Here is a 21,219-nt window from a genome sequence, read left to right as displayed (position 1 = left end):
AAAAACGGCAACCTGGGTTGCCGTTTTGCTGTTTATCAGGCACTTTGTTTCAGCCAGTTCAATACCACATCGTGGTGATTGCTGGTTTTGAAGTCATCAAACACATGTTCAACTTTACCGTCAGCGTCAATCAGGAAGCTGATGCGGTGAATGCCGTCGTAGGTTTTACCCATAAATGTCTTCTCGCCCCAGACGCCGAACTGCTCGCACACCTGATGGTCTTCGTCAGAAAGCAGCGTGAAGTTCAGCAGCTCTTTCTCGGCAAATCGTGACAGTTTTTCTGGTTTATCGGTGCTGATGCCCAGCACTTCCACGCCGACTTTTTTCAACTCGTCCATGTTGTCGCGTAAGCCGCAGGCCTGTACGGTGCAGCCGGGGGTCATGGCTTTCGGGTAGAAATAGACCAGAACACGCTGTCCCTGGAAGTCGGTCAAATTTACTTGCTCGCCGTCTTGATCCGGTAAGCTAAATTTCGGTGCGATATCACCGGCTTTCAGTGGATTCATTACTCAACTCCATCCTGTTCGTGCTGCGAATAATTGACGACGCTTATACTGCCCTGCGCGTTTAATTCTGTACAGAGGGCTTTGAACGCTTGCTCGATATTTGACGCATCCTGTGAGGCAGGGCTGTGTGCGGTAATTTGAATAAAGAGCGTGGGAACGGCGCTTTCGTCGCCCGGTTGTGTACGGGAAACGAGCTCAGCGATGTTCATCTGATGGCTGTCAAACAGCGCGGTAAAGCGCTCAATCAGATGGGGGGAATCAGGGACTTCAACCTGCACCCAGACGGTCGCCGGCATGGCCGGACGCGGGCGCGCGGTGGTACGTTTCATCACGATCAGCAAATCCAGCTCCGCACCTTTCAGTGGCAGGGTAGATTCGATAAGCGTAATCGCATTCCATGTTCCGGACAGCAGCATAATAAACGTGAACTCTTCGCCCAGCATCGCCAGGCGGCTGTCTTCGATATTACAGCCGCAACTGCTCACGTGACGGGTGATGGTGTTCACGATACCCGGCCTGTCGGCACCCAGCGCAGTGATAACCAGGTAATGTTGTGATGAGGTTGTCAAACCTGTTCTTCCTTTGCATGGTTAAGTCTTCCTAAGGAAAGCATAAAAAAAACATGCATACAACCGCCTGAGGGCCTCAGGTCGCTTGCTTTTATTACAGTTCCAAACGTACCATTGAGACTCTTGTTCGCACAGAGGATGGCTCATGTTCACGGGAAGTATTGTCGCGCTTGTAACACCGATGGATGAAAAAGGTAATGTCTGCCGGTCAAGCATGAAGAAGCTGATTGATTACCATGTCGCCAATGGAACCTCGGCGATCGTTTCGGTAGGGACTACCGGTGAATCTGCAACGCTGAGCCACGAAGAGCACGGCGATGTGGTCATGCTGACCCTGGAGCTGGCTGACGGACGTATTCCTGTCATCGCGGGGACAGGAGCTAATGCAACCGCAGAAGCTATCAGTCTGACCAAACGTTTTAATGACAGCGGCATTGTGGGCTGTCTGACGGTAACCCCTTACTACAACCGTCCTACTCAGGAAGGTTTGTTCCAGCACTTCAAAGCCATCGCTGAACATACTGACTTGCCACAAATTCTGTATAATGTACCGTCCCGTACTGGCTGCGATATGCTGCCGGAAACCGTCGGTCGTCTCGCGGAAGTAAAAAATATTATCGGTATTAAAGAGGCGACAGGGAACTTAAGCCGCGTTCATCAGATCAAAGAGCTGGTTTCAGACGACTTTATCCTGTTGAGTGGTGATGATGCGACCGCGCTGGACTTTATGCAGCTCGGTGGTCATGGCGTGATCTCCGTAACGGCAAACGTTGCGGCGCGCGATATGGCTGAAATGTGCAAACTGGCAGCAGCGGGTCACTTTGATGAAGCGCGTGTCATTAATCAGCGTCTGATGCCGTTGCACAATAAATTATTTGTCGAACCCAATCCGATCCCTGTGAAATGGGCATGTAAGGAGTTGGGACTTGTAGCAACCGATACGCTGCGTCTGCCAATGACACCGATTACCGACCACGGTCGTGAAATCGTTAAGGCAGCGCTGAAGCATGCCGGTTTGCTGTAAAGTTTAGGGAGATTTGATGGCTTATTCAGTACAGAAGTCGCGCCTGGCGAAGGTTGCGAGTGTTTCGCTTGTTATGCTGCTCGCTGCCTGTAGTTCAGACTCGCGCTACAAGCGCCAGGTGAGCGGTGATGAATCCTATCTGGATGCGACCCCGCTTGCTGAACTTCACGCACCGGCTGGTATGATCCTGCCGATTCAAAACGGCGATTATAATATCCCCGTGACCAACGGCAGCGGCCTGGTCGGTAAAGCGCTTGATATTCGTCCACCAGCACAGCCTCTGGCGCTGGTAAACGGGGCGCGTACTCAGTTCACGGGTGATACGGCGTCTCTGATGGTTGAGAGCGCGCGCGGTAGCACCCTGTGGCCGCAGGTGGTGAGCGTCATTCAGTCGAAGAACTACACCATTGATAAACGTGATGACGCCAGCCAGACGTTAACCACCGACTGGATCGAATGGAACCGTCTGGATGAAGATCAGCAGTACCGTGGTCGCTATCAAGTCTCCGTTAAACCACAAGGTTATCAGCAGGCGGTTAACGTTAAGCTGTTGAACCTGGAACAGGCGGGCAAACCGGTTGCAGATGCATCCTCCCTGCAGCGTTACAGCACCGAAATGCTGAACGTGATTGCTGCGGGTCTGGATAAGACCGCGACTGATGCCGCCAACGCAGCGCAGAGCCGCAACGGCGTGACGTTCGACGTTCAGAGCGGTGCGGATGATACCGGTCTGCCAATGCTGGTCGTTCGTGCACCGTTTAACCAGACCTGGCAGCGCCTGCCAGCGACGCTGGAAAAAGTGGGCATGAAAGTGACCGACAGCACGCGTTCAACCGGCAGCATCACGGCAACGTATAAGCCGCTGTCTGACAGCGCGTGGCAGGAACTGGGCGCTAAAGATCCTCAGCTTGCCTCCGGTGACTACAAGATTCAGGTAGGCGACCTTGATAACCGCAGTAGTCTGCAGTTTATCGATCCGAAAGGTCACACGCTGACCCAGTCGCAGAACGATGCGCTGGTCGCTGTCTTCCAGGCGGCATTCAGCAAATAAATATGAGGGCTGGTTAATCCAGCCCTTTTTATTTTAGTGCTACGCAAACGTGTGCGTGGCATAATATCCCCAGTTTTGAACACAAATCATCACACCAGGAGTAATGAAGATGCAGAAGCAAGCTGAGTTGTATCGTGGCAAAGCGAAGACCGTATACAGCACGGAAAACCCGGATCTGTTGGTGCTCGAGTTCCGCAATGATACGTCAGCAGGGGATGGCGCACGCATTGAGCAGTTCGATCGTAAAGGCATGGTGAACAACAAGTTCAACCACTTCATTATGACTAAGCTGGCCGAAGCGGGTATCCCGACTCAGATGGAAGCGTTGCTGTCCGATACGGAATGTCTGGTGAAAAAGCTGGATATGGTTCCGGTTGAGTGCGTCGTTCGTAACCGTGCCGCGGGCTCCCTGGTGAAGCGTCTGGGCATTGAAGAAGGTATCGAGCTGAATCCACCGCTGTTCGACCTGTTCCTGAAAAATGATGCCATGCACGATCCGATGGTCAATGATTCTTACTGCGAAACCTTCGGCTGGGTGAATAAAGAGAACCTGGCGCGTATGAAAGAGCTGACCTACAAAGCCAACGACGTGCTGAAAAAACTGTTTGATGACGCGGGCCTGATCCTCGTTGACTTCAAGCTGGAGTTTGGCCTGTTCAAAGGTGAAGTTGTCCTGGGCGACGAATTCTCACCAGACGGCAGCCGTCTGTGGGATAAAGAAACTCTGGATAAAATGGACAAAGACCGTTTCCGTCAGAGCCTGGGTGGCCTGATTGAAGCGTACGAAGCCGTTGCTCACCGTTTAGGCGTTAAGCTCGACTAACTCCCTCAGTTGCCAAAGGATGTTCGCATCCTTTGGCGTCTTACCTTTGTTTCCTATGGTAATCTTGCCGTTAACCGCCTACGATCATAGCTATTATTAATGGAATAGTTCGAGGTGGTTATGCGCTGGCAAGGGCGTCGTGAAAGTGACAATGTAGAAGACAGACGCAGTGATGGCGGTGGCGGTCCTTCCATGGGCGGGCCCGGCTTCCGGTTACCCAGCGGGAAGGGTGGGATCATTCTGCTGATTGTGGTGCTGGTCGCGGGGTATTACGGGGTCGATCTCACCGGTTTGATGACTGGTCAGCCGTTGCAACAGCAGCAACATTCTCAGCGCTCCATCAGCCCAAATGAAGATGAAGCGGCCAAATTTACCTCTGTTATCCTCGCCACAACAGAAGACACCTGGGGTCAGTTGTTCGAGAAGATGGGGCGTTCCTACCAGCAACCGAAGCTGGTGATGTACCGCGGTGCAACCCGCACCGGATGCGGTACCGGTCAATCTGTGATGGGGCCGTTCTACTGCCCGGCAGATGGCACAGTTTATATCGATCTCTCTTTTTACGATGACATGAAGCGCAAGCTTGGCGCTGACGGTGATTTTGCCCAGGGCTACGTGATTGCGCATGAGGTCGGCCATCACGTGCAAAAGCTGCTGGGGATTGAGCCAAAAGTGCGTCAGCTTCAGCAAAATGCTTCGCAGGCTGAAGTTAACCGCCTTTCGGTAAAAATGGAGCTTCAGGCGGACTGCTTTGCCGGCGTCTGGGGCCACAGCATGCAGCAGCAGGGTGTTCTGGAGTCCGGCGATCTTGAAGAGGCGCTGAACGCCGCGCAGGCTATCGGCGATGACCGTCTTCAGCAACAGAGCCAGGGGCGCGTGGTGCCGGACAGTTTCACTCACGGTACATCGCAACAACGTTACAGCTGGTTTAAACGCGGTTTCGACAGCGGCGATCCGGCGCAGTGTAATACCTTCGGCAAAGCGATGTAATGGCGTCGTTTGAACAGCTGATCGGCGAGCTTGAGCGCACTGGTCAACGTCGGCTGGTGGTGCTGAGCGGTGATGAGCAATGGACATTATCGCAGGCTGCGGCTCTGCGAGAGACGTTACCTGGAGACTGGGTGTGGCTGGACGAACAGCCATCAAAAGCCATCAGTAGCCTGCTGGGACGCGAGTTCCGGCATGCTGTCTTTGACGCCAGCGCCGGGTTTGATGTCGCCGCTTTTGCCGCCCTGAGCGGAACGCTGAGCGCCGGAAGTCTTCTGGTGCTGCGTGTTCCGCCGCTCGCGCACTGGGCTGAACATCCCGATCAGGATTCCCTGCGCTGGAGCGACAGCGCCGAAGCGATAGCTACTCCGCATTTTGTCCGCCATTTTTGCCGGACCGTTGCCGCCGATCCCGATGCGATTGTGTGGCTTCAGGGGCACCCTTTTTCGCTTCCTCCTTTTCCCGACGCACCCGACTGGCTGCCTGCCAGCGGGGGACCGCAACGCGAGCAGGCTGAGATCCTCAATGTGCTTGAGGGGATGTCGCCTGGCATCGTGGCCGTCACCGCCGCGCGCGGGCGCGGAAAGTCAGCCCTGGCGGGAATGTTGCTGAATCGCATTGCGGGCAGCGCTGTGGTCACCGCCCCAGCGAAGGGGGCGACGGATGTTATTGCCCGTTTTGCAGGAGAGCATTTCAATTTTATGGCCCCGGATGCGCTTCTGGCCTCCTCATTGCAGGCTGACTGGTTAATTGTCGATGAAGCCGCTGCGATCCCCGGCCCGCTACTTGAAAAGTTGGTATTGCGGTTTCCTCGCGTGCTGTTGACCACGACGGTTCAGGGTTATGAGGGGACGGGGAGAGGGTTCTTATTAAAATTCTGTGCCCGGTTTACCGGATTGCAGCGTTTCAGCTTATCGGTACCGATTCGCTGGGCCGCGGGCTGCCCGCTTGAGCGGGTCGTCGCCAGCGCACTGCTTTTTGACGATACGCTTCTCGGTCGCCGCCCGGAAGGCGAGGTGCGTTTGACCTCTCTGGAACCGGAGGCATGGGAACGCCAACCGGCACTTGCGACAGGCGTTTACGAGCTACTCTGTGCGGCTCACTATCGCACCTCACCGCTTGATTTACGCCGCATGATGGACGCTCCCGGGCAGCATTTTGCCGTCGCCCAGACAGACTCTGATATCGCCGGAGCGCTCTGGCTGGTGGATGAAGGCGGGTTATCACCCGAGCTTAGCCGCGCCGTCTGGGCGGGGTATCGGCGTCCTCGTGGGAACCTGGTGGCACAGTCTCTGGCAGCCCATGGCGGATCGCCACTGGCGGCGACGCTCAAAGGCAGACGGGTGACTCGTATTGCTGTACACCCTTATCGTCAGCGGGAGGGCATCGGTCAGGCGCTGATTCGCAACGCCAGCGGTGAGGATTATCTGTCGGTGAGTTTTGGCTATACCGATGAGCTTTGGCATTTCTGGCAGCAATGCGGTTTTGTGCTGGTGCGGATGGGTAGCCATCGTGAAGCCAGCAGTGGCTGTTTTACCGCAATGGCGCTGCTGCCGCTGAGCAAGGTGGGGCATCAGTTGTGTGAGCAGGCGCAACTGCGTCTGAAGCGCGATGCGCGGGTGTTATCGGCCTGGAACGGTGAAAAGATCCCGGTGGACGATGGCTGGGAAGCTACCCTTAATAATGACGACTGGCTTGAGCTGGCCGGGTTTGCCTTTGCGCACCGGGCATTTTCAACCTCCGTCGCTGCGCTAACGCGTCTGCTGCTGAGTGTGGACACGCCTCTCCCGGCACTGCGCGATAAGATGGCAGGGAAAGCGGATGACCTCGGGCGAAAAGCGTTGCTGGCAAAGCTCCGCAGCGAAACAGCGCAAGCGCTTGAAAGTCTGGATAAAGCGCGCTGTCAGCAGCTGAAAAACGCTATTTTGCAATGGCAATTTTTTCAATGACTTCTTCAGTAAAGTGGCATGGTCATTCCCGCCGGGAGGCGTAGAATCCAGGTCATCTATTAAGGAGATCACCATGAAACACGACCATTTTGTTGTTCAAAGCCCTGACAAACCGGCTAAACAGTTACTGCTGCTGTTTCATGGTGTTGGTGATAATGCCGTCAACATGGGCCAGATTGGCAGCTGGTTTGCGCCTGTTTTTCCGGATGCCTTGATTATCAGCATCGGTGGCATAGAGCCATGTGGCCCGAACGGTCGGCAGTGGTTCTCTGTGCAGGGCGTGACGGAAGAGAATCGTCAGGCTCGTATTGACGCCGTCATGCCAGCGTTTATTGATATCGTGCGCTACTGGCAGCAGCAGAGCGGCGTGGGGGCTGACGCCACCGCGTTGATTGGCTTCTCGCAGGGATCAATCATGTCGCTGGAAAGCGTAAAAGTGCAACCGGGTCTGGTGTCACGCGTCATTGCATTTAACGGTCGTTTTGCGACGTTACCGACGATCGCCACCACGCAGACGACGATCCACCTGATCCACGGTGGTGAAGACCGTGTGATTGAGCTCTCGCATGCAGTTGCCGCCCAGGAAGCGCTGATTCGCGAAGGTGGGGATGTGACGCTGGATATCGTTGACGATTTGGGGCATGCCATTGACGATCGCAGTATACAATTTGCGCTCGACCATCTGCGCTATACCGTACCGAAGCACTATTTTGATGAAGCGCTCAGCGGCGGTAAGCCGGATGACAATGATATTGTAGAGTTTATGTGAGGTCATCCCCTCTCCTCAGGAGAGGGGATCCAGACTGATTACTTCTTCTGGTCCTTCTTCGGCCAGTCGTCGTCATCGTCCCACTTGTCGTTAAAATCACGGTGTGGTGGCAGATCCGGCTTGTTAGCGAGAAATTTTTTATGGTCAACGCGCTTAAGATCTTTAATCACGTTAAGCAACACGCCAACCAGAAAAACTAACACCAAAATCCACCAGTATTTTGAAAGCCAATCCATTCGCTATTCCTCTCAGAGCGTTCGTCAGGCGACGAGTTGCTCCATAATGCGTTGATACATACGGGCCAGCAGTTGCAAATCTGCGGCATTCACACACTCATTGATTTTATGAATGGTCGCGTTCACTGGCCCCAGTTCGACAACCTGGGCGCCCATGCGGGCGATAAAGCGTCCGTCAGAGGTGCCACCCGTCGTCAGCAGCTGTGGCTTAATTTCATTATAGTGCTCGATGGCGTTCACTACCGCATCCACCAGTTTGCCACGCTGCGTCAGGAACGGCTGACCGGAAAGCCACCAGTCCACGGTGTAGCGCAGGTTATATTTCTCAAGCAGGGCGACAACACGCGCTTTGATCATCTCATCGGTCAGTTCAGTGCTGAAGCGGAAGTTAAACTGGACGAAGAAATCACCCGGGATCACGTTGTTGCTGCCGGTCCCGGCTTTGACATTTGCAATCTGCATACTGGTCGGTGGGAAGAACTCATTGCCTTTGTCCCACTCAATCGCCACCAGTTCGTTCAGCATCGGCGCAGCGCGATGGACCGGGTTATCGGCCAGATGCGGATATGCAACATGCCCCTGAACCCCGTGAATGGTCAGGTTACAGGTCAGCGAGCCACGGCGACCATTTTTGACGACATCACCCACCACTTCAGTACTGGACGGCTCTCCGACCAGACAGTAGTCGAGACGCTCGTTTCGCGCCATCAGTGCTTCAACAACCTTCACGGTACCGTTATGGGCACTGGCCTCTTCATCTGAGGTGATTAAAAATGCGAGACGGTTTTTATGGTTCGGATGCTGGGCAACAAAACGCTCTGCTGCCACGACCATCGCCGCCAGAGAGCCTTTCATGTCTGCCGCACCGCGACCAAACAGCATGCCATCGCGGATGGTCGGTTCAAACGGCGGGTTAATCCAGCGATCCGCATCACCTGCGGGAACGACATCAGTATGCCCGGCAAAGGCCAGAGTTTCGCCCTGACCACGCCACGCCCAGAAGTTCTGGGTATCGCCAAAATCCATGCGTTCGACGGTAAAACCGATGGCACGCAGGCGCTCAATCATTAATGCCTGACAACCTGCGTCGTCCGGGCTAAGGGAAGGACGGCGAATAAGCTGCTGAGTCAGCTCAATGACCGGGCATGACATAAACTACACCTCAACGAAAAAAGTCGGAATAAAGGGTTTCACTGAAACCCAGCAGCATAGGCTGCCCGGGCGCGCAGAGCAATGGGCGTTTGATAATTGCCGGCATCTCGAGCATCAGTTTTGCCGCGCTGTCGGCGTTATTGATGCTGGCGCGCAGAGATTCATCCAGTTTACGCCAGGTGGTGCCGCGTGTATTCAGCAGGGCTTCCCATCCCAGTTCTTTGATGGCGTTATGCAGAAATTCTGCATCAAGCCCATCGGCGCGGTAATCATGGAAGCGGTACTCCACGTTGTTCGCGTCCAGCCAGCGGCGGGCTTTTTTGATGGTGTCACAGTTTTTAATGCCGTACATCACAACCATGGTGAATCCTTTTGTTCCTGTGGTGATAAAACGTTCAATAAATTCGAAGATATATCCTTAAGCAGAATATAACACATTCAAGAATTGTCTTAATTTACTCATCATCTTAATTCAACTCACACTTGTACGCTGAATATTCTTTCAACATTTAAGCATAGATGTCCATAAGGTTTAAATTGCCAATAAACTCAGTAAGTAAAATAAAACTCACCTGCTCGTATGGTTATTTCTAAATATTGCTTGCCGTCACAAAAAATTTAAAGTTCTCCGTTCATATTTATCATAATTCTCTGACAGTGGCGGGGTATAATCACAGCAATTGGTTAAATAGTCTTCACAATGATGATACGTTTTCGTAGAATGCGCATAATAATAAGAGAGGTTGTTATGATTGAACGTGAACTGGGGAACTGGAAAGATTTTATCGAAGGCATGCTTCGTAAATGACATTCAGTAAGAATTGCAAGAGCACTTAAATAAGTAAAATAATCATAGTGTGAATTAATCACACAATAAAAAGGCGGCCGATAAAGCCGCCTTTTTTTATTTCAATCACTTACTCCTGGCGTTCCTTTAGCGGGAAGCGGCGACGCACCAGCACAAAGAACAGCGGAACGAAATAAATGGCCAGGATAGTGGCTGAAATCATGCCGCCCATAACCCCGGTCCCTACCGCATGCTGGCTGCTGGAGCCTGCGCCGGTGCTGGTTGCCATCGGCAGTACGCCGAAAACAAATGCCAGTGACGTCATCAGGATCGGGCGTAAGCGTTGGCGACAGGCGTGCAGCGTGGCAGCCATCAGTTCGTGGCCTTTAGCATTCATCTCGTTAGCGAACTCAACGATCAGAATGGCGTTTTTCGCCGACAAACCGATAACGGTGAGTAGCCCCACCTGGAAGTAAACATCGTTCTCCAGGCCGCGCATCCAGGTTGCCAGCAGCGCGCCGATGACCCCAAGGGGAACCACCAGCATGACCGAGAACGGGACCGACCAGCTTTCATACAGTGCGGCAAGACAGAGGAAAACCACCAGCAGAGAAAGCGCATAAAGCGCGGGAGCCTGCGCTCCGGAGAGTCGCTCCTGGTATGACATGGCCGTCCATTCCAGACCAAAACCAGCAGGTAGCTGTTGCACCAGTTTTTCCATGGTATCCATGGCGGTACCTGTGCTGACGCCCGGCGCGGCTTCCCCGACGATTTCAACCGCAGAATAGCCGTTATAGCGTTCCAGACGTGGTGAACCACTCTCCCAGTGCGAGGTGGCAAAGGCGGAGAACGGCACCATGCCGCCAGTATTATTTCGCACAAACCAGCGATTAATGTCATCCGGCAACATGCGGAACGGCGCGGCGGACTGGACATACACTTTTTTCACGCGGCCGCGATCCATAAAGTCATTCACATAGCTTGAGCCCCACGCCGTTTGCAGGGTGTCGTTGATGTCGTTGATTGAGACGCCCAGCGCCTGCGCCTTACGCTGGTCGATATCCACCTGGAGCTGCGGGCTGTCATCAAGACCGTTGTGACGAACGCGTGTCAGACCGGCATCCTTCCCCGCCAGCTCTAAGAGCTTATCGCGTGCCGCCATCAGCGCAGTGTGACCCGCTCCGGCGTGATCCTGCAACTCCATATCAAACCCGGCGGAGCTGCCCAGACCGCTAATCGCCGGTGGACTGCTGGCAAAGACGCGCGCTTCTTTGATATGTGCAAAGGCTTTCGTCGCGCGCTCAATAATGGCAAAGGAGGTTCCCGTTTTCGTGTCACGCTCGTCCCAGTCTTTCAGGCGAACAAACATACGGGCGACGTTCTGCCCGTTTCCGCCAGGGCCGGAACCGACGGTGGAGAAGACCGATACAACGTTATCCTTCTCTTTCGTGAAGAAATACTGCTCCACTTTCTGAACCACTTTTAGCGTCTGCTGCTGCGTTGCGCCACTCGGGAGTTGCACCGAGGTGGTGAACATACCCCGGTCTTCCATCGGCAGGAATGAGGTCGGCAGATGGAGGAACAGCCAGACCATGCCGCCCAGCAACACCACATAAATCATCATCCAGCGCAGGCTGCGGTGAAGCACTCGCCCGACGGCAGATTCATATCGCGCGGCATTGCGGTTGAACATCCGGTTAAACCAGCCGAAGAACCCTTTTTGGCCGTGATGCTCCCCTTTGTGCAGCGGCTTCAGGATTGTGGCGCAGAGCGCGGGGGTGAGGATCAATGCGACCAGCACGGAGAGCACCATTGCCGAGACGATGGTTATCGAGAACTGGCGGTAGATCGCCCCGGTGGTGCCGCCAAAGAAGGCCATCGGGATAAAGACCGCCGACAGCACCATCGCAATACCGACTAACGCCCCCTGAATTTGTCCCATGGATTTGCGCGTGGCCTGACGCGGGGAAAGGCCTTCCTCGCTCATAATTCGCTCGACGTTTTCGACCACCACGATGGCATCATCCACCAGAAGGCCAATCGCCAGCACCATTGCAAACATCGTCAGGGTGTTAATGCTGTAGCCAAACGCGTAAAGCACCGCAAAGGTTCCCAGCAGGACAACAGGGACGGCGATGGTTGGGATCAGCGTTGCACGGAAGTTTTGCAGGAACAGGTACATGACCAGGAACACCAGCGCGATCGCTTCCAGCAGGGTCTTCACTACATCTTCAATCGAGGCTTTGACGAAGGAGGTGGTTTCATAGGCAACTTTATATTCCAGCCCGTGCGGGAAATACTGTGAAAGCTCATCCAGCCGATCTAAAACCAGTTTCGCTGTGGCCATTTCATTGGCGCCGGAGGCCAGTTTAATCCCAAGGCCAGAGGCCTGATTGCCGTTAAAGCGGCTCAGGTAGTCGTACTTCTCCGCACCCATTTCCACCGTGGCGACATCACCCAGACGTACCTCCGAACCATCCTGATTCACGCGCAGGGTAATGTCGCGGAACTGCTCCGGGGTCTGAAGCAGTGACTGCGAATTAATGGTGGCATTCAGGGCTTGTTTATCGACGGATGGCGTCCCCCCTAGCTGCCCCACGGCAATCTGCGCGTTCTGGGCTTTGATGGCATTCGTTACGTCGGTTGCGGTCATCTGGTAGCTGTTGAGCTTGTTGGGATCGAGCCAGATGCGCATTGAGTATTGTGAACCGTAAGCGTCGATATCGCCAACGCCGTTAATTCGGCTGATGGGGTCCTGAATATTACTGGCGACGTAGTCTGCAATATCCTGCTTGTCCATGGAACCATCAGTGGAGACAAACGCGATGGTCAAAATGTTGGTATCACCGGTTTTACGCACGGTTACACCCTGGTTCTGCACCGCCTGAGGCAGCTTACGCATGGCCGACTGCAGCTGGTTTTGCACCTGCTGCACGGCTTCATCAGGATTGGTGCCGGCAGTGAAGCTCAGCGTGACCGTCGCCTGACCTGTTGCGCTGCTTTGTGAGGACATGTACATCAGGTTATCCAGACCCGTCATGTTCTGCTCGATAACCTGCGTCACGGTATTTTCCAGCGTTTGTGCGGAGGCGCCTGGATAGTTGGCGGTGACGCGTACGTTAGGTGGCGCCAGATCGGGATATTGCTCAACAGGAAGTGACGTAATCGCCAGGACACCCGTCAGACATAACAGAATGGCCAGTACCCAGGCAAAAATGGGGCGATCGATGAAAAAATTCGCCATGAAAAAGTAACCTCGTTTTGCTGCACGTCATTATTGTTTATTGCCTGCATCACTTTAGCGGCAAGACGAAGACCAAACGTGGAGAAATAAAGGAGATAATGTAAATTATCATGCGCTTTTTCCTGCGCTTCCCCCTTTACCGTTATTTACCTGTTAACGGCGTGGGGACCGGGAACGTCACGCTGACCAGCGTGCCGCCGTTTTGCGGCTGCGAAAAGTGCAGCATTCCTCCGAGCCGTTGCGCGCGTTCACGCATAATATTCAACCCGTAGTGTCCCGCAGGTTCGCTGGCTTCGCCAATCCCGATGCCGTTGTCACGAATGCTGACGCTGTGCGTGCCATCCACGGAGGTCACGCAGCTCACGGTAATTTCGCTGGCTTGCGCATGTTTAATCGCATTCAACACCGCCTCACGCACGATCTGCAACAGATGCACCTGCTTTTGCGCGTCCAGCGCCAGCGAGGAGAGGCGACAGTCAAGATGCAGTTTTGCCTGCGTCTGGCTCTGCAGAACGTCGAGAGACTCCTGGAGTGCTGCGGGTAAATTCGCGTGGTTAAGCGTCAGGCGGAAGGTGGTGAGCAGCTCGCGCAGTTGATGCCAGGCGTTGTTCAGCTCGCGGGAGAAGTCGGTGATGATGGTTTGTGCCGGGGCATTGTCCTGCGGCACCGCATGTTTAAGCAGCGTAAGCTGGATCCGCAGATACGACAGCACCTGCGCCAGCGAATCATGGAGTTCACGGGCGATGGTGGCGCGCTCTTCCATCAGCAGCAGCTGCTGGTAATGTTTTTGCGCCTCGTTAAAGTACAGCCCGCGTCCGAGCATCGTCGCCACACTTCTCATCAGCGGGAGAGGAACGCTGTCCGTCTCACTTTGCCAGCGCAGTTCACCATACAGCGTATCCTGCATCAGCACCGGCAGGTTTTGCAGTGGAATACCGCTCGTTTCTGTTCCTTCACACAGCCGCCAGTCATCGCTGGTGCGTAATTCCAGATAATTCATCTGCGTATAGTCATGGACGATCTGCAGGATATGCCGGAAACACAGGCTGTCAATTTGGCCGGTGTTCAGCGCCTGAGAGCATTTGAACAGCATTTCGAGCTGCTGATGGGCTTCATGCAAATGTCGCGTCTTTTCCGCCACCGAGGCTTCAAGCGAACGATAGAGAGTATGTAACTCGGCCGACATATGGTTGAAGGCGCGGGAGAGTTGGCCCAGTTCATTCGGCAGTGCGGTATCCGGGGCAGGGGTCTCAAATTCCCCTCGCTCAATCCGCTCGCTTGCCGCGACAAGATTGTTAAGCGGCAGCACTACCTGACGACGGATGCGTCGCAGGGTAAACAGCGTCAGTAGCAGGATCCCAAGCGCGCCAGCCAGAGAGAGCAAGGTCACCGTCTGGATTTTATGTTCGGTGTAGTGCTGGAGGGCGAGCACAAAGGCATCAATACGGCCGACAAAATCTTCAATGTGGCTTTGATACCACGCGATGTCGCCGCGCGCGATGCGCGTATCCATCTCCAGCCAGGCGACGTGCAGCTGCTGATAGCGCTGTTTGACGTTGTCCGGTACGTACCAGCGGTTCAACTTTTCTAATGCCGGGGCGCTTAATGTCTTCTGCCAGTTCTCGCGGTGCGCCGCCAGAGACGGGCTGTTTCCCTGCATCTCATAGCCCAGGCGGTAGCTCTGCATGCGCAGTGAACCTGCGATGTTGATGGCTTCGGCATCTCGCTGGCTACTGGCCAGCGTCAGCAGCGCAGCGCTGCTTGTCAGAATAGATAACGCAATAATCGAAACGAAAGCCCAGGCAAGGCTGCCGGAAACAGGTCGTTTAACGGTCACAGAACGGCCCTCTGAATAAAATTGATCTGCCACAGGTTCACTGGAAATAGTTTGGCGTCCTGGGCATTTGAACATTGCCCGATCGCGCCGTAATGCGTAAATACCTTATTCATACAAAGAATAAGGTTATTGAACCAAAAACAGGTGTGGTTATGAATCGTTTTATTATGGCTAACGGCCAGCAATGCATTGGGTGTCGGGCCTGCGAAGTGGCCTGCGTGATGGCGCACAACGGCGAGCAGCATGTCCTGAGCGAGCGCCATTTTCATCCTCGTATCACGGTCCTGAAATCTGGCGAGACGAGAAGCCCCGTTACCTGCCGTCACTGTGAAGCTGCGCCCTGCGCGCAAAGTTGCCCGAACGGCGCCATCAGCAAATGCGATGACAGCGTACAGGTGAATCAACAAAAATGCATTGGTTGTAAAGCCTGCGTGGTAGCGTGCCCGTTTGGCACGATGGAAATTATCGTTACCCCGCTTGAAAACGGCGGTGTGAAGGCATCGGCGAATAAGTGCGATCTCTGCCTGACGCGCTCGCAAGGCCCCGCCTGTATTGAAAATTGCCCGGCAGGTGTCCTTTCACTGGCGACGTCCGCCGTGCTGGATAATCTGGCTAAATCGCGCCGACAGCGCACGGCCAGTCTGGAGGCGCAGCCCTGGCATGCGGAGGCTGCCAGAGAGGTTATTTCGCAAACCAAACTGCAGCGGATGCAAACGACCCCGCCACGCGGTGAACCTGACAAGCTTACTGCCGCAGAACGCGTTAATCATTTTAACGAAATTTACCTGCCGTTCCGGGCTGCACAGGCCAGTCGTGAGGCATCTCGATGCCTGAAGTGCGGAGAGCACAGCATCTGCGAGTGGACCTGTCCGCTGCACAACCATATCCCGCAGTGGATTGAGCGCGTCAATGCGGGGGATATTGCGGGTGCCGTTGAGCTTTCTCATCAGACCAACTGTTTACCCGAAATTACCGGCCGCGTCTGCCCGCAGGACCGATTATGTGAAGGGGCCTGCACGCTGCACGATAGCGCGGGTTCAGTCACCATTGGCAATATTGAGCGCTATATTTCTGACCAGGCGCTGGCGATGGGCTGGAGACCGGATATGAGCGGCGTTACTCCGGTGGACAAGCGGGTTGCGATTATCGGGGCAGGGCCTGCCGGGCTGGCCTGCGCCGATGTGCTGGTGCGTAATGGTGTCAGCGTGACGGTTTATGACAGGCATCCGGAAATCGGTGGTTTGCTGACCTTTGGTATCCCGGCATTCAAGCTCGACAAATCACTGCTCGCGCGGCGCAGAGAGATATTCACCGCGATGGGCATCCGCTTCGAGCTGAACTGCGAGGTGGGTCAGGACGTGTCGATGTCTCAGTTGCAGGACGACTTTGATGCGCTGTTTATTGGCGTGGGAACCTATCGCTCCATGAAAGCGGGGATCCCGCATGAAGACGCGCCAGGCGTCTATGACGCGTTGCCTTTCCTGGTGGGCAACACGCGCCACGTGATGGGGCTGGAGGCGACGGCCAGTGAACCGTTTATTGACACTCACGGGTTAAACGTCGTGGTGCTGGGTGGCGGAGACACGGCGATGGACTGCGTTCGCACCGCGCTACGCCACGGCGCGGCGAAAGTCACCTGCGCCTATCGTCGGGATGAGGCCAATATGCCGGGCTCGAAGAAGGAGGTGAAGAATGCCAAAGAAGAGGGCGCGGCGTTTGAATTTAACGTCCAGCCGGTTGAGTTGACGCGTGATCCAGACGGCAAGGTCAATGGCATCCGGATGCTGCGTACCAAACTCGGCGAACCGGATGCGCAGGGACGGCGTCGACCTGTTCCGGTGGCGGGCAGCGAGTTTGTGATGCCTGCTGATGCAGCGATCATGGCGTTTGGTTTTAATCCACACGCGATGCCGTGGCTGCAGGCGCAGGGTGTCGAAATGGATGACTGGGGGCGAATTGTGGCCTCGGTAGAGAGTCATTATCGTTACCAGACGACCAACCCGAAAATCTTCGCGGGTGGCGATGCGGTGCGTGGGGCGGATCTGGTGGTGACCGCGATGGCGGAAGGGCGTCATGCGGCACAAGGAATACTCGACTGGCTTGGGGTTGGCGCGTTCAAACATCATTAACCGGCGGGCGACAAAGCGGGAGCCACGGCGTAGTATAGGACGACTCATTGCGCCGTGGAGCCCGTATGACCCTGAAAATTGACGTTATCAAAGACAAAATTCTCTCTGAAAACTACTTTGTCCTGCGTAACATCACCTATGATCTTACACGTAACAACGGTGAAGTGATCCGCCACAAACGCGAGGTCTATGACCGCGGTAATGGGGCAACCATTTTGCTCTATAACCGTGAAAAGCAGAGCGTGGTGCTGATCCGTCAGTTCCGGGTTGCAACATGGGTTAATGGCAACCCTGATGGTCGTTTGATTGAAACCTGTGCCGGCCTGCTTGATGATGACGAGCCGGAAGTGTGTATCCGCAAAGAGGCCGTAGAAGAGACCGGCTTTGAAGTGGGAGAGGTCAAAAAGGTCTTCGAGCTGTTTATGTCCCCAGGCGGCGTAACGGAAATTGTGCATTTCTTCATTGCGGAATACAGCGATGCGCAGCGGACTCACCGGGGCGGTGGTGTCGAAGATGAAGATATCGAAGTGCTGGAGCTCCCCTTTTCTCGTGCGCTGGAGATGATGCGTTCAGGCGAAATCAGGGATGGCAAGGCTGTGATATTACTGCAGTATTTACAAACAACCGGGCTGATGGACACTGCTTTCGAACGGATGTAGATGATTTTTCGGGTATATCTGATAAATCCGATTGAGCAACCTCGGTGGTAACCCGAAGATACTGCCCAGTTAAGCGTTTTCGTTCCGGGATTGTGTCATTCATGCGCTACAGTGTTTTTTTATTCTCCCTCTTCTGCGTGCTCTTCGCTCCGCTGGTGCGGGCTGCGCCTGCTCAGCAGGCATTTTCTGACTGGCAGGTGACCTGCAATAACCAGAATTTTTGCCTGGCACGTAACACGGGGGAGCATCGTGGTTTGGTCATGACGCTCACCCGAAGCGCCGGGGCGAAAACGGATGCAACGCTGCGTATCGATCTCGGCGGCCTTGACGCCCCGTCGGTTAATGAGCCGGATATTGCTCCCCGGTTGCTGCTGGATAACGTTCCCCTGAAGCTGGACAAGCCGCACTGGCAGCTCACGCCCTGGCATCTGAAAACGGACGATGCCGCCACCATTACCGCCTTTTTGAAAAACATCCAGGAAGGGAAATCCCTGACCCTGCGCGACGGCAAGCAGGTGATTTCCCTGAGCGGTCTGAAAGCGGCGTTGCTGTTCATTGATGCGCAGCAAAAGCGCGTCGGGAGCGAAACCGCGTGGATCAAGAAAGGTGACGACCCGCCGTTAAGCGTTCCACCCGCTCCAGCTTTAAAAAAGGTGTCGGTCGTCAACCCGACGCCGACGCCGCTCTCCCACGCCGAACTGAACGACCTGCTGGACTATGGTACCGGACGGATGAACAGCAACCAGTGCTCGCTGGATCCTAACCGCCGGGAAGTGCGCGTCACCGCGTTAACCGATGACAAAGCGCTGCTGATCGTCAGCTGCGAGGCGGGAGCTTATAACACCGTCGATCTGGCGTGGCTGGTATCACGTAAAAAGCCGTTCGCCGCCCGCAGCGTCAGGCTGCGTCTGCCGTTTACACCTTCAGACGACAGCAGTGAAATAGAGTTGATGAACGCCAGCTTTGATGAAAAAACGCGCGAGCTGACGACGCTCGCGCTGGGACGTGGTTTGGGCGATTGTGGCGTCCAGACGCGCTGGCGTTTTGACGGCCAGCGTTTTCGCCTGGTACGTTATGCCGGGGAGCCCAGCTGCGATAACTGGAATGGACCCGACGCCTGGCCCACGCTGTGGATCACCCGTTAGTTTCTCCGAAAAAAGTCGTTATACAGCATGTACAGATGTGCCGCGCTCCACGAGAAGTTGGGTGCGCCTTGCTGTGCCCCGGTCAGCGGGTTGTAGTTTTCCTGAATTGGACCATCAGACGTTAACCCCTTCGCGTGCTTAAAGAAGTTATCTGCCAGCGTTCGTGCCTGTTCCCGATAGCCGTAGCGTTCCATCCCTTTGAGTCCAAACCAGAACTGGTCGACCCAGACGCGACCACGCCAGTAGATATCCGCACCGAATGCCGGGTTGGTCAGTGCAGCGGTACCCAGCGGCACATAGGTGTTGAACTCTTTCGGATCCAGCATCACCTTCACCACGGCATCAGCATGTTCCTGGGTTGCTGCACCGTTAAACAGAGGAGACCAGCCTTCCGGCCCTTTACCGCGCTCGGTGATAGGTTTGCCCGCACAGCCATTCTCAAGCGGTTTATCCTCAATGCGAATGTCATAGTAAAAACCGCTGTTCGCATCGAACATACAGGTATTGATGTAGGTCGCGAGTTTATCCGCCAATTGGCGATAGTGGCTGGCATCCTGCTCTTTACCCAGCAGGCTCGCCATTTGTGCCAGATAGTGATTATCGCTGTACATATAACTCGCCTGGTCGACGGACTCCTGGAGTAACGAGTAACCCAGCAGATCGCCTTCTTTACTTCGGTTTTCGGCAAACTTTACTATCCAGTCGCTGCGTTTTCCGCCTTTTGCGACATAGTTATCCAGCTGCGTTTTATCTATAAATCCGAACACGGCGGCGTCATCACGTCCGGACTCCCACGAGGCGGCAACCTGCGCCGGGATCTCCAGACTGTCGTAATGTCCTTTTTCGATTACCCGGGCGTAGTTATTCAGTCCGGAAAGCGGTTCCTCTTTATCGCCTTTTTTCACCGTAAACAGCATGTCACCGCTGGCGGTGTTATGGGCTTTGTCACGCGTCGCACCGTACTCCGGCACACCGTTACCATTATGGTCACGGTTACGGAGCCACCAGTCATGGTAGGCCACCAGTTTAGGGTACATCTCTGCCAGCCAGACCTTGTCATGTGTGGTGTTGTATACCTCCATCACCGACCATGCCGCCAGGCTCGGTTTGGTGTTTCGTTCGTTCCAGTTGCCTCCGTCACCGCCGCGTTCCGGGCTTAGGTTCCAGGCGATAAGATCAGGCACGAATCCTGCATCCTGAGGGCGCACCGGATCGTCGGGTTTAATCTGCCAGGAGAACACCGCGCGAATGTTCTCTTTGGCGATATCCGGGTTGAAATGCGACATGGCAAACGCCTGTTTCCAGGTGTCCCATGGCCAGGTCTGGTTGCCGGAGAACCAGCGTCCGGTCACGGAGGGCGTCACCGTGTTAAAACGTACCGCACCACCCGGTGAACGCCAGTTACCGTTTAGCGTCTCGATGGCCTTCACCGCGACACGAGTTTGTTCTGGTGTCGCATTCGGGTTGGTGAGTCCCTTTTGTAAATATCCCTCCCAGCGTGTTTGCGAGGCGCTCATGAACCAGGCGGGCCGCGCCAGAATATCGCGAATTTTCGGCTGCTCGCGCGCAACGTCGTCAGCACTCAACAGATGGGAGTAGGTGGTGTACAGCGTGGTGCTGCCGGAAATGTGTGCCCGACTGATAAAGCGATGACCGTCGACGGTGGTATCGATCGGGATTGATTTATGCACCTGATATTCGGAACTGCCGGAGGTGAGGAGATCCCAAGTGGATCGCACTTTACCAAAGGTCACCTTCAGGCCGTCACGGGTGGGAACCATTTTGCGCTGATAATCGGGATACGCGCCGTCTATGGTCTTATCCGAAAGCGGTTTGCCCTCTTTGGCCTCAAGTTTTTCCAGCAGCTCGCCATCCCATACCAGGTCCAGTGGCGTCTTGCTCGTAATCTGCGTTTCTAGCAATGAGGTGCGCGCGGTTGCGAAACGTAGCGTCATTTCGATTTGCACATCTTTCGCGCTCAGCTTTTGCACCAACGCGCCGGGAAGACTGAAAGCCTCAAGGGTGAAATCCACTTTTTTACCGTTCTGGTACACGCTCAGGCGATCAAAATTCGCTGCCATAAAATTGATGTACTCTTCGGTGAGCAGCGCTACGCCTGGAAATCCTCCCTGGGTTTGCGGTCCGTCAGGCAGCAGATGCCCATGCCAGGCACCCAAATCGAAAAAGGGGCTAAAACGCTGGTGGTCGTCAGCGTCGAAATCGTGCATATACTGCGGCGCACCGGTGCGGTTAATCACGTTTTTAAAGTCATTTGCCGTGGTGGCGTGGGCTGAAAAACTCAATACCAGCGCGCAGGCCAGCGGCGTAAGACAGAATTTCATGGGGAAGATC

Annotated in this window: 18 protein-coding genes; 10 read left to right on the top strand and 8 right to left on the bottom strand. The window is 54.9% G+C overall.

The window, feature by feature from the left end; all coding sequences use genetic code 11:
• Positions 1–35 precede the first annotated feature (35 nt).
• Entirely contained in the window at positions 36–506 is a 471-nt protein-coding gene (gene bcp / locus ACLHV8_RS16065) for a thioredoxin-dependent thiol peroxidase (protein ID WP_014171119.1), read from the bottom strand.
• Complete coding sequence (locus tag ACLHV8_RS16060; RefSeq protein WP_028016134.1) at positions 506–1,075, bottom strand: glycine cleavage system transcriptional repressor; 570 nt, start codon at positions 1,073–1,075, stop codon at positions 506–508. Before ACLHV8_RS16060 ends, bcp begins: the two co-directional genes overlap by 1 nt.
• 145 nt (positions 1,076–1,220) lie before the next feature.
• Between ACLHV8_RS16060 and dapA the strand changes: the two genes are divergently transcribed.
• The 6 genes from dapA (at position 1,221) to ypfH (ending at position 7,678) form a co-directional block, all read left to right on the top strand.
• Positions 1,221–2,099: a 4-hydroxy-tetrahydrodipicolinate synthase gene (gene dapA, locus ACLHV8_RS16055; RefSeq protein WP_049007810.1), complete on the top strand. Its 879-nt coding sequence runs from the start codon at positions 1,221–1,223 to the stop codon at positions 2,097–2,099.
• A 16-nt stretch (positions 2,100–2,115) separates the two neighbouring features.
• Entirely contained in the window at positions 2,116–3,150 is a 1,035-nt protein-coding gene (bamC, locus tag ACLHV8_RS16050; protein ID WP_028016136.1) for an outer membrane protein assembly factor BamC, read from the top strand.
• A gap of 109 nt (positions 3,151–3,259) precedes the next feature.
• Positions 3,260–3,973: a phosphoribosylaminoimidazolesuccinocarboxamide synthase gene (purC, locus tag ACLHV8_RS16045; protein WP_014071282.1), complete on the top strand. Its 714-nt coding sequence runs from the start codon at positions 3,260–3,262 to the stop codon at positions 3,971–3,973.
• A 120-nt stretch (positions 3,974–4,093) separates the two neighbouring features.
• Positions 4,094–4,963 carry a neutral zinc metallopeptidase gene (locus tag ACLHV8_RS16040; RefSeq protein ID WP_049007811.1) on the top strand — a complete coding sequence of 290 codons (870 nt, stop codon included), beginning with the start codon at positions 4,094–4,096 and terminating at the stop codon, positions 4,961–4,963.
• Positions 4,963–6,909 carry a tRNA(Met) cytidine acetyltransferase TmcA gene (locus ACLHV8_RS16035; protein ID WP_208594493.1) on the top strand — a complete coding sequence of 649 codons (1,947 nt, stop codon included), beginning with the start codon at positions 4,963–4,965 and terminating at the stop codon, positions 6,907–6,909. The genes ACLHV8_RS16040 and ACLHV8_RS16035 overlap by 1 nt, the downstream gene beginning before the upstream one ends.
• A gap of 73 nt (positions 6,910–6,982) precedes the next feature.
• Positions 6,983–7,678, top strand: coding sequence for an esterase (gene ypfH, locus ACLHV8_RS16030; protein WP_208594494.1), 696 nt, complete (start codon positions 6,983–6,985; stop codon positions 7,676–7,678).
• A gap of 38 nt (positions 7,679–7,716) precedes the next feature.
• Here the strand turns inward: ypfH and ACLHV8_RS16025 are convergent, their stop codons facing one another.
• Genes ACLHV8_RS16025 through ACLHV8_RS16015 form a run of 3 tightly spaced genes read right to left on the bottom strand, consistent with a single transcriptional unit; the run spans position 7,717 to position 9,427 of the window.
• Positions 7,717–7,914 (bottom strand): YpfN family protein, encoded by a 198-nt coding sequence (locus tag ACLHV8_RS16025; RefSeq protein ID WP_014171111.1) that lies wholly within the window; start codon positions 7,912–7,914, stop codon positions 7,717–7,719.
• Positions 7,915–7,938: 24 nt separating this feature from the next.
• Positions 7,939–9,066 (bottom strand): succinyl-diaminopimelate desuccinylase, encoded by a 1,128-nt coding sequence (dapE, locus tag ACLHV8_RS16020; RefSeq protein WP_028016140.1) that lies wholly within the window; start codon positions 9,064–9,066, stop codon positions 7,939–7,941.
• A 10-nt stretch (positions 9,067–9,076) separates the two neighbouring features.
• Positions 9,077–9,427 carry an ArsC family reductase gene (locus tag ACLHV8_RS16015; protein ID WP_049007813.1) on the bottom strand — a complete coding sequence of 117 codons (351 nt, stop codon included), beginning with the start codon at positions 9,425–9,427 and terminating at the stop codon, positions 9,077–9,079.
• 387 nt (positions 9,428–9,814) lie between these two features.
• Between ACLHV8_RS16015 and ypfM the strand changes: the two genes are divergently transcribed.
• Entirely contained in the window at positions 9,815–9,874 is a 60-nt protein-coding gene (gene ypfM, locus ACLHV8_RS16010) for a protein YpfM (protein ID WP_015572204.1), read from the top strand.
• 109 nt (positions 9,875–9,983) lie between these two features.
• Here ypfM and acrD read toward each other — a convergent pair whose 3' ends face one another.
• Positions 9,984–13,097: a multidrug efflux RND transporter permease AcrD gene (acrD, locus tag ACLHV8_RS16005; RefSeq protein WP_128348019.1), complete on the bottom strand. Its 3,114-nt coding sequence runs from the start codon at positions 13,095–13,097 to the stop codon at positions 9,984–9,986.
• Between the two features lie 142 nt (positions 13,098–13,239).
• Positions 13,240–14,934 (bottom strand): nitrate/nitrite two-component system sensor histidine kinase NarQ, encoded by a 1,695-nt coding sequence (narQ, locus tag ACLHV8_RS16000; protein WP_128348018.1) that lies wholly within the window; start codon positions 14,932–14,934, stop codon positions 13,240–13,242.
• Between the two features lie 152 nt (positions 14,935–15,086).
• On the opposite strand from narQ, the gene aegA reads away from it, so the two are divergent.
• From aegA to ACLHV8_RS15985, 3 genes are all read left to right on the top strand, one after another.
• Positions 15,087–17,063 (top strand): formate-dependent uric acid utilization protein AegA, encoded by a 1,977-nt coding sequence (gene aegA / locus ACLHV8_RS15995; RefSeq protein ID WP_208594495.1) that lies wholly within the window; start codon positions 15,087–15,089, stop codon positions 17,061–17,063.
• Positions 17,064–17,128: 65 nt separating this feature from the next.
• Entirely contained in the window at positions 17,129–17,722 is a 594-nt protein-coding gene (nudK, locus tag ACLHV8_RS15990; protein ID WP_028016145.1) for a GDP-mannose pyrophosphatase NudK, read from the top strand.
• 101 nt (positions 17,723–17,823) lie between these two features.
• Positions 17,824–18,867 (top strand): DUF1176 domain-containing protein, encoded by a 1,044-nt coding sequence (locus ACLHV8_RS15985; protein ID WP_208594496.1) that lies wholly within the window; start codon positions 17,824–17,826, stop codon positions 18,865–18,867.
• Here the strand turns inward: ACLHV8_RS15985 and ygjK are convergent.
• Positions 18,864–21,209: an alpha-glucosidase gene (gene ygjK / locus ACLHV8_RS15980; protein WP_410376983.1), complete on the bottom strand. Its 2,346-nt coding sequence runs from the start codon at positions 21,207–21,209 to the stop codon at positions 18,864–18,866. The two genes, ACLHV8_RS15985 and ygjK, sit on opposite strands and share 4 nt — an antisense overlap.
• Positions 21,210–21,219 lie beyond the last annotated feature (10 nt).

Source organism: Enterobacter sp. CPE_E863, assembly GCF_046521465.1.
GTDB classification, from domain to species: Bacteria; Pseudomonadota; Gammaproteobacteria; order Enterobacterales; family Enterobacteriaceae; genus Enterobacter; species Enterobacter adelaidei.
The sequence above is the reverse complement of the archived record's forward strand: the minus strand, read 5'-3'. Positions and strand labels throughout refer to the sequence as shown.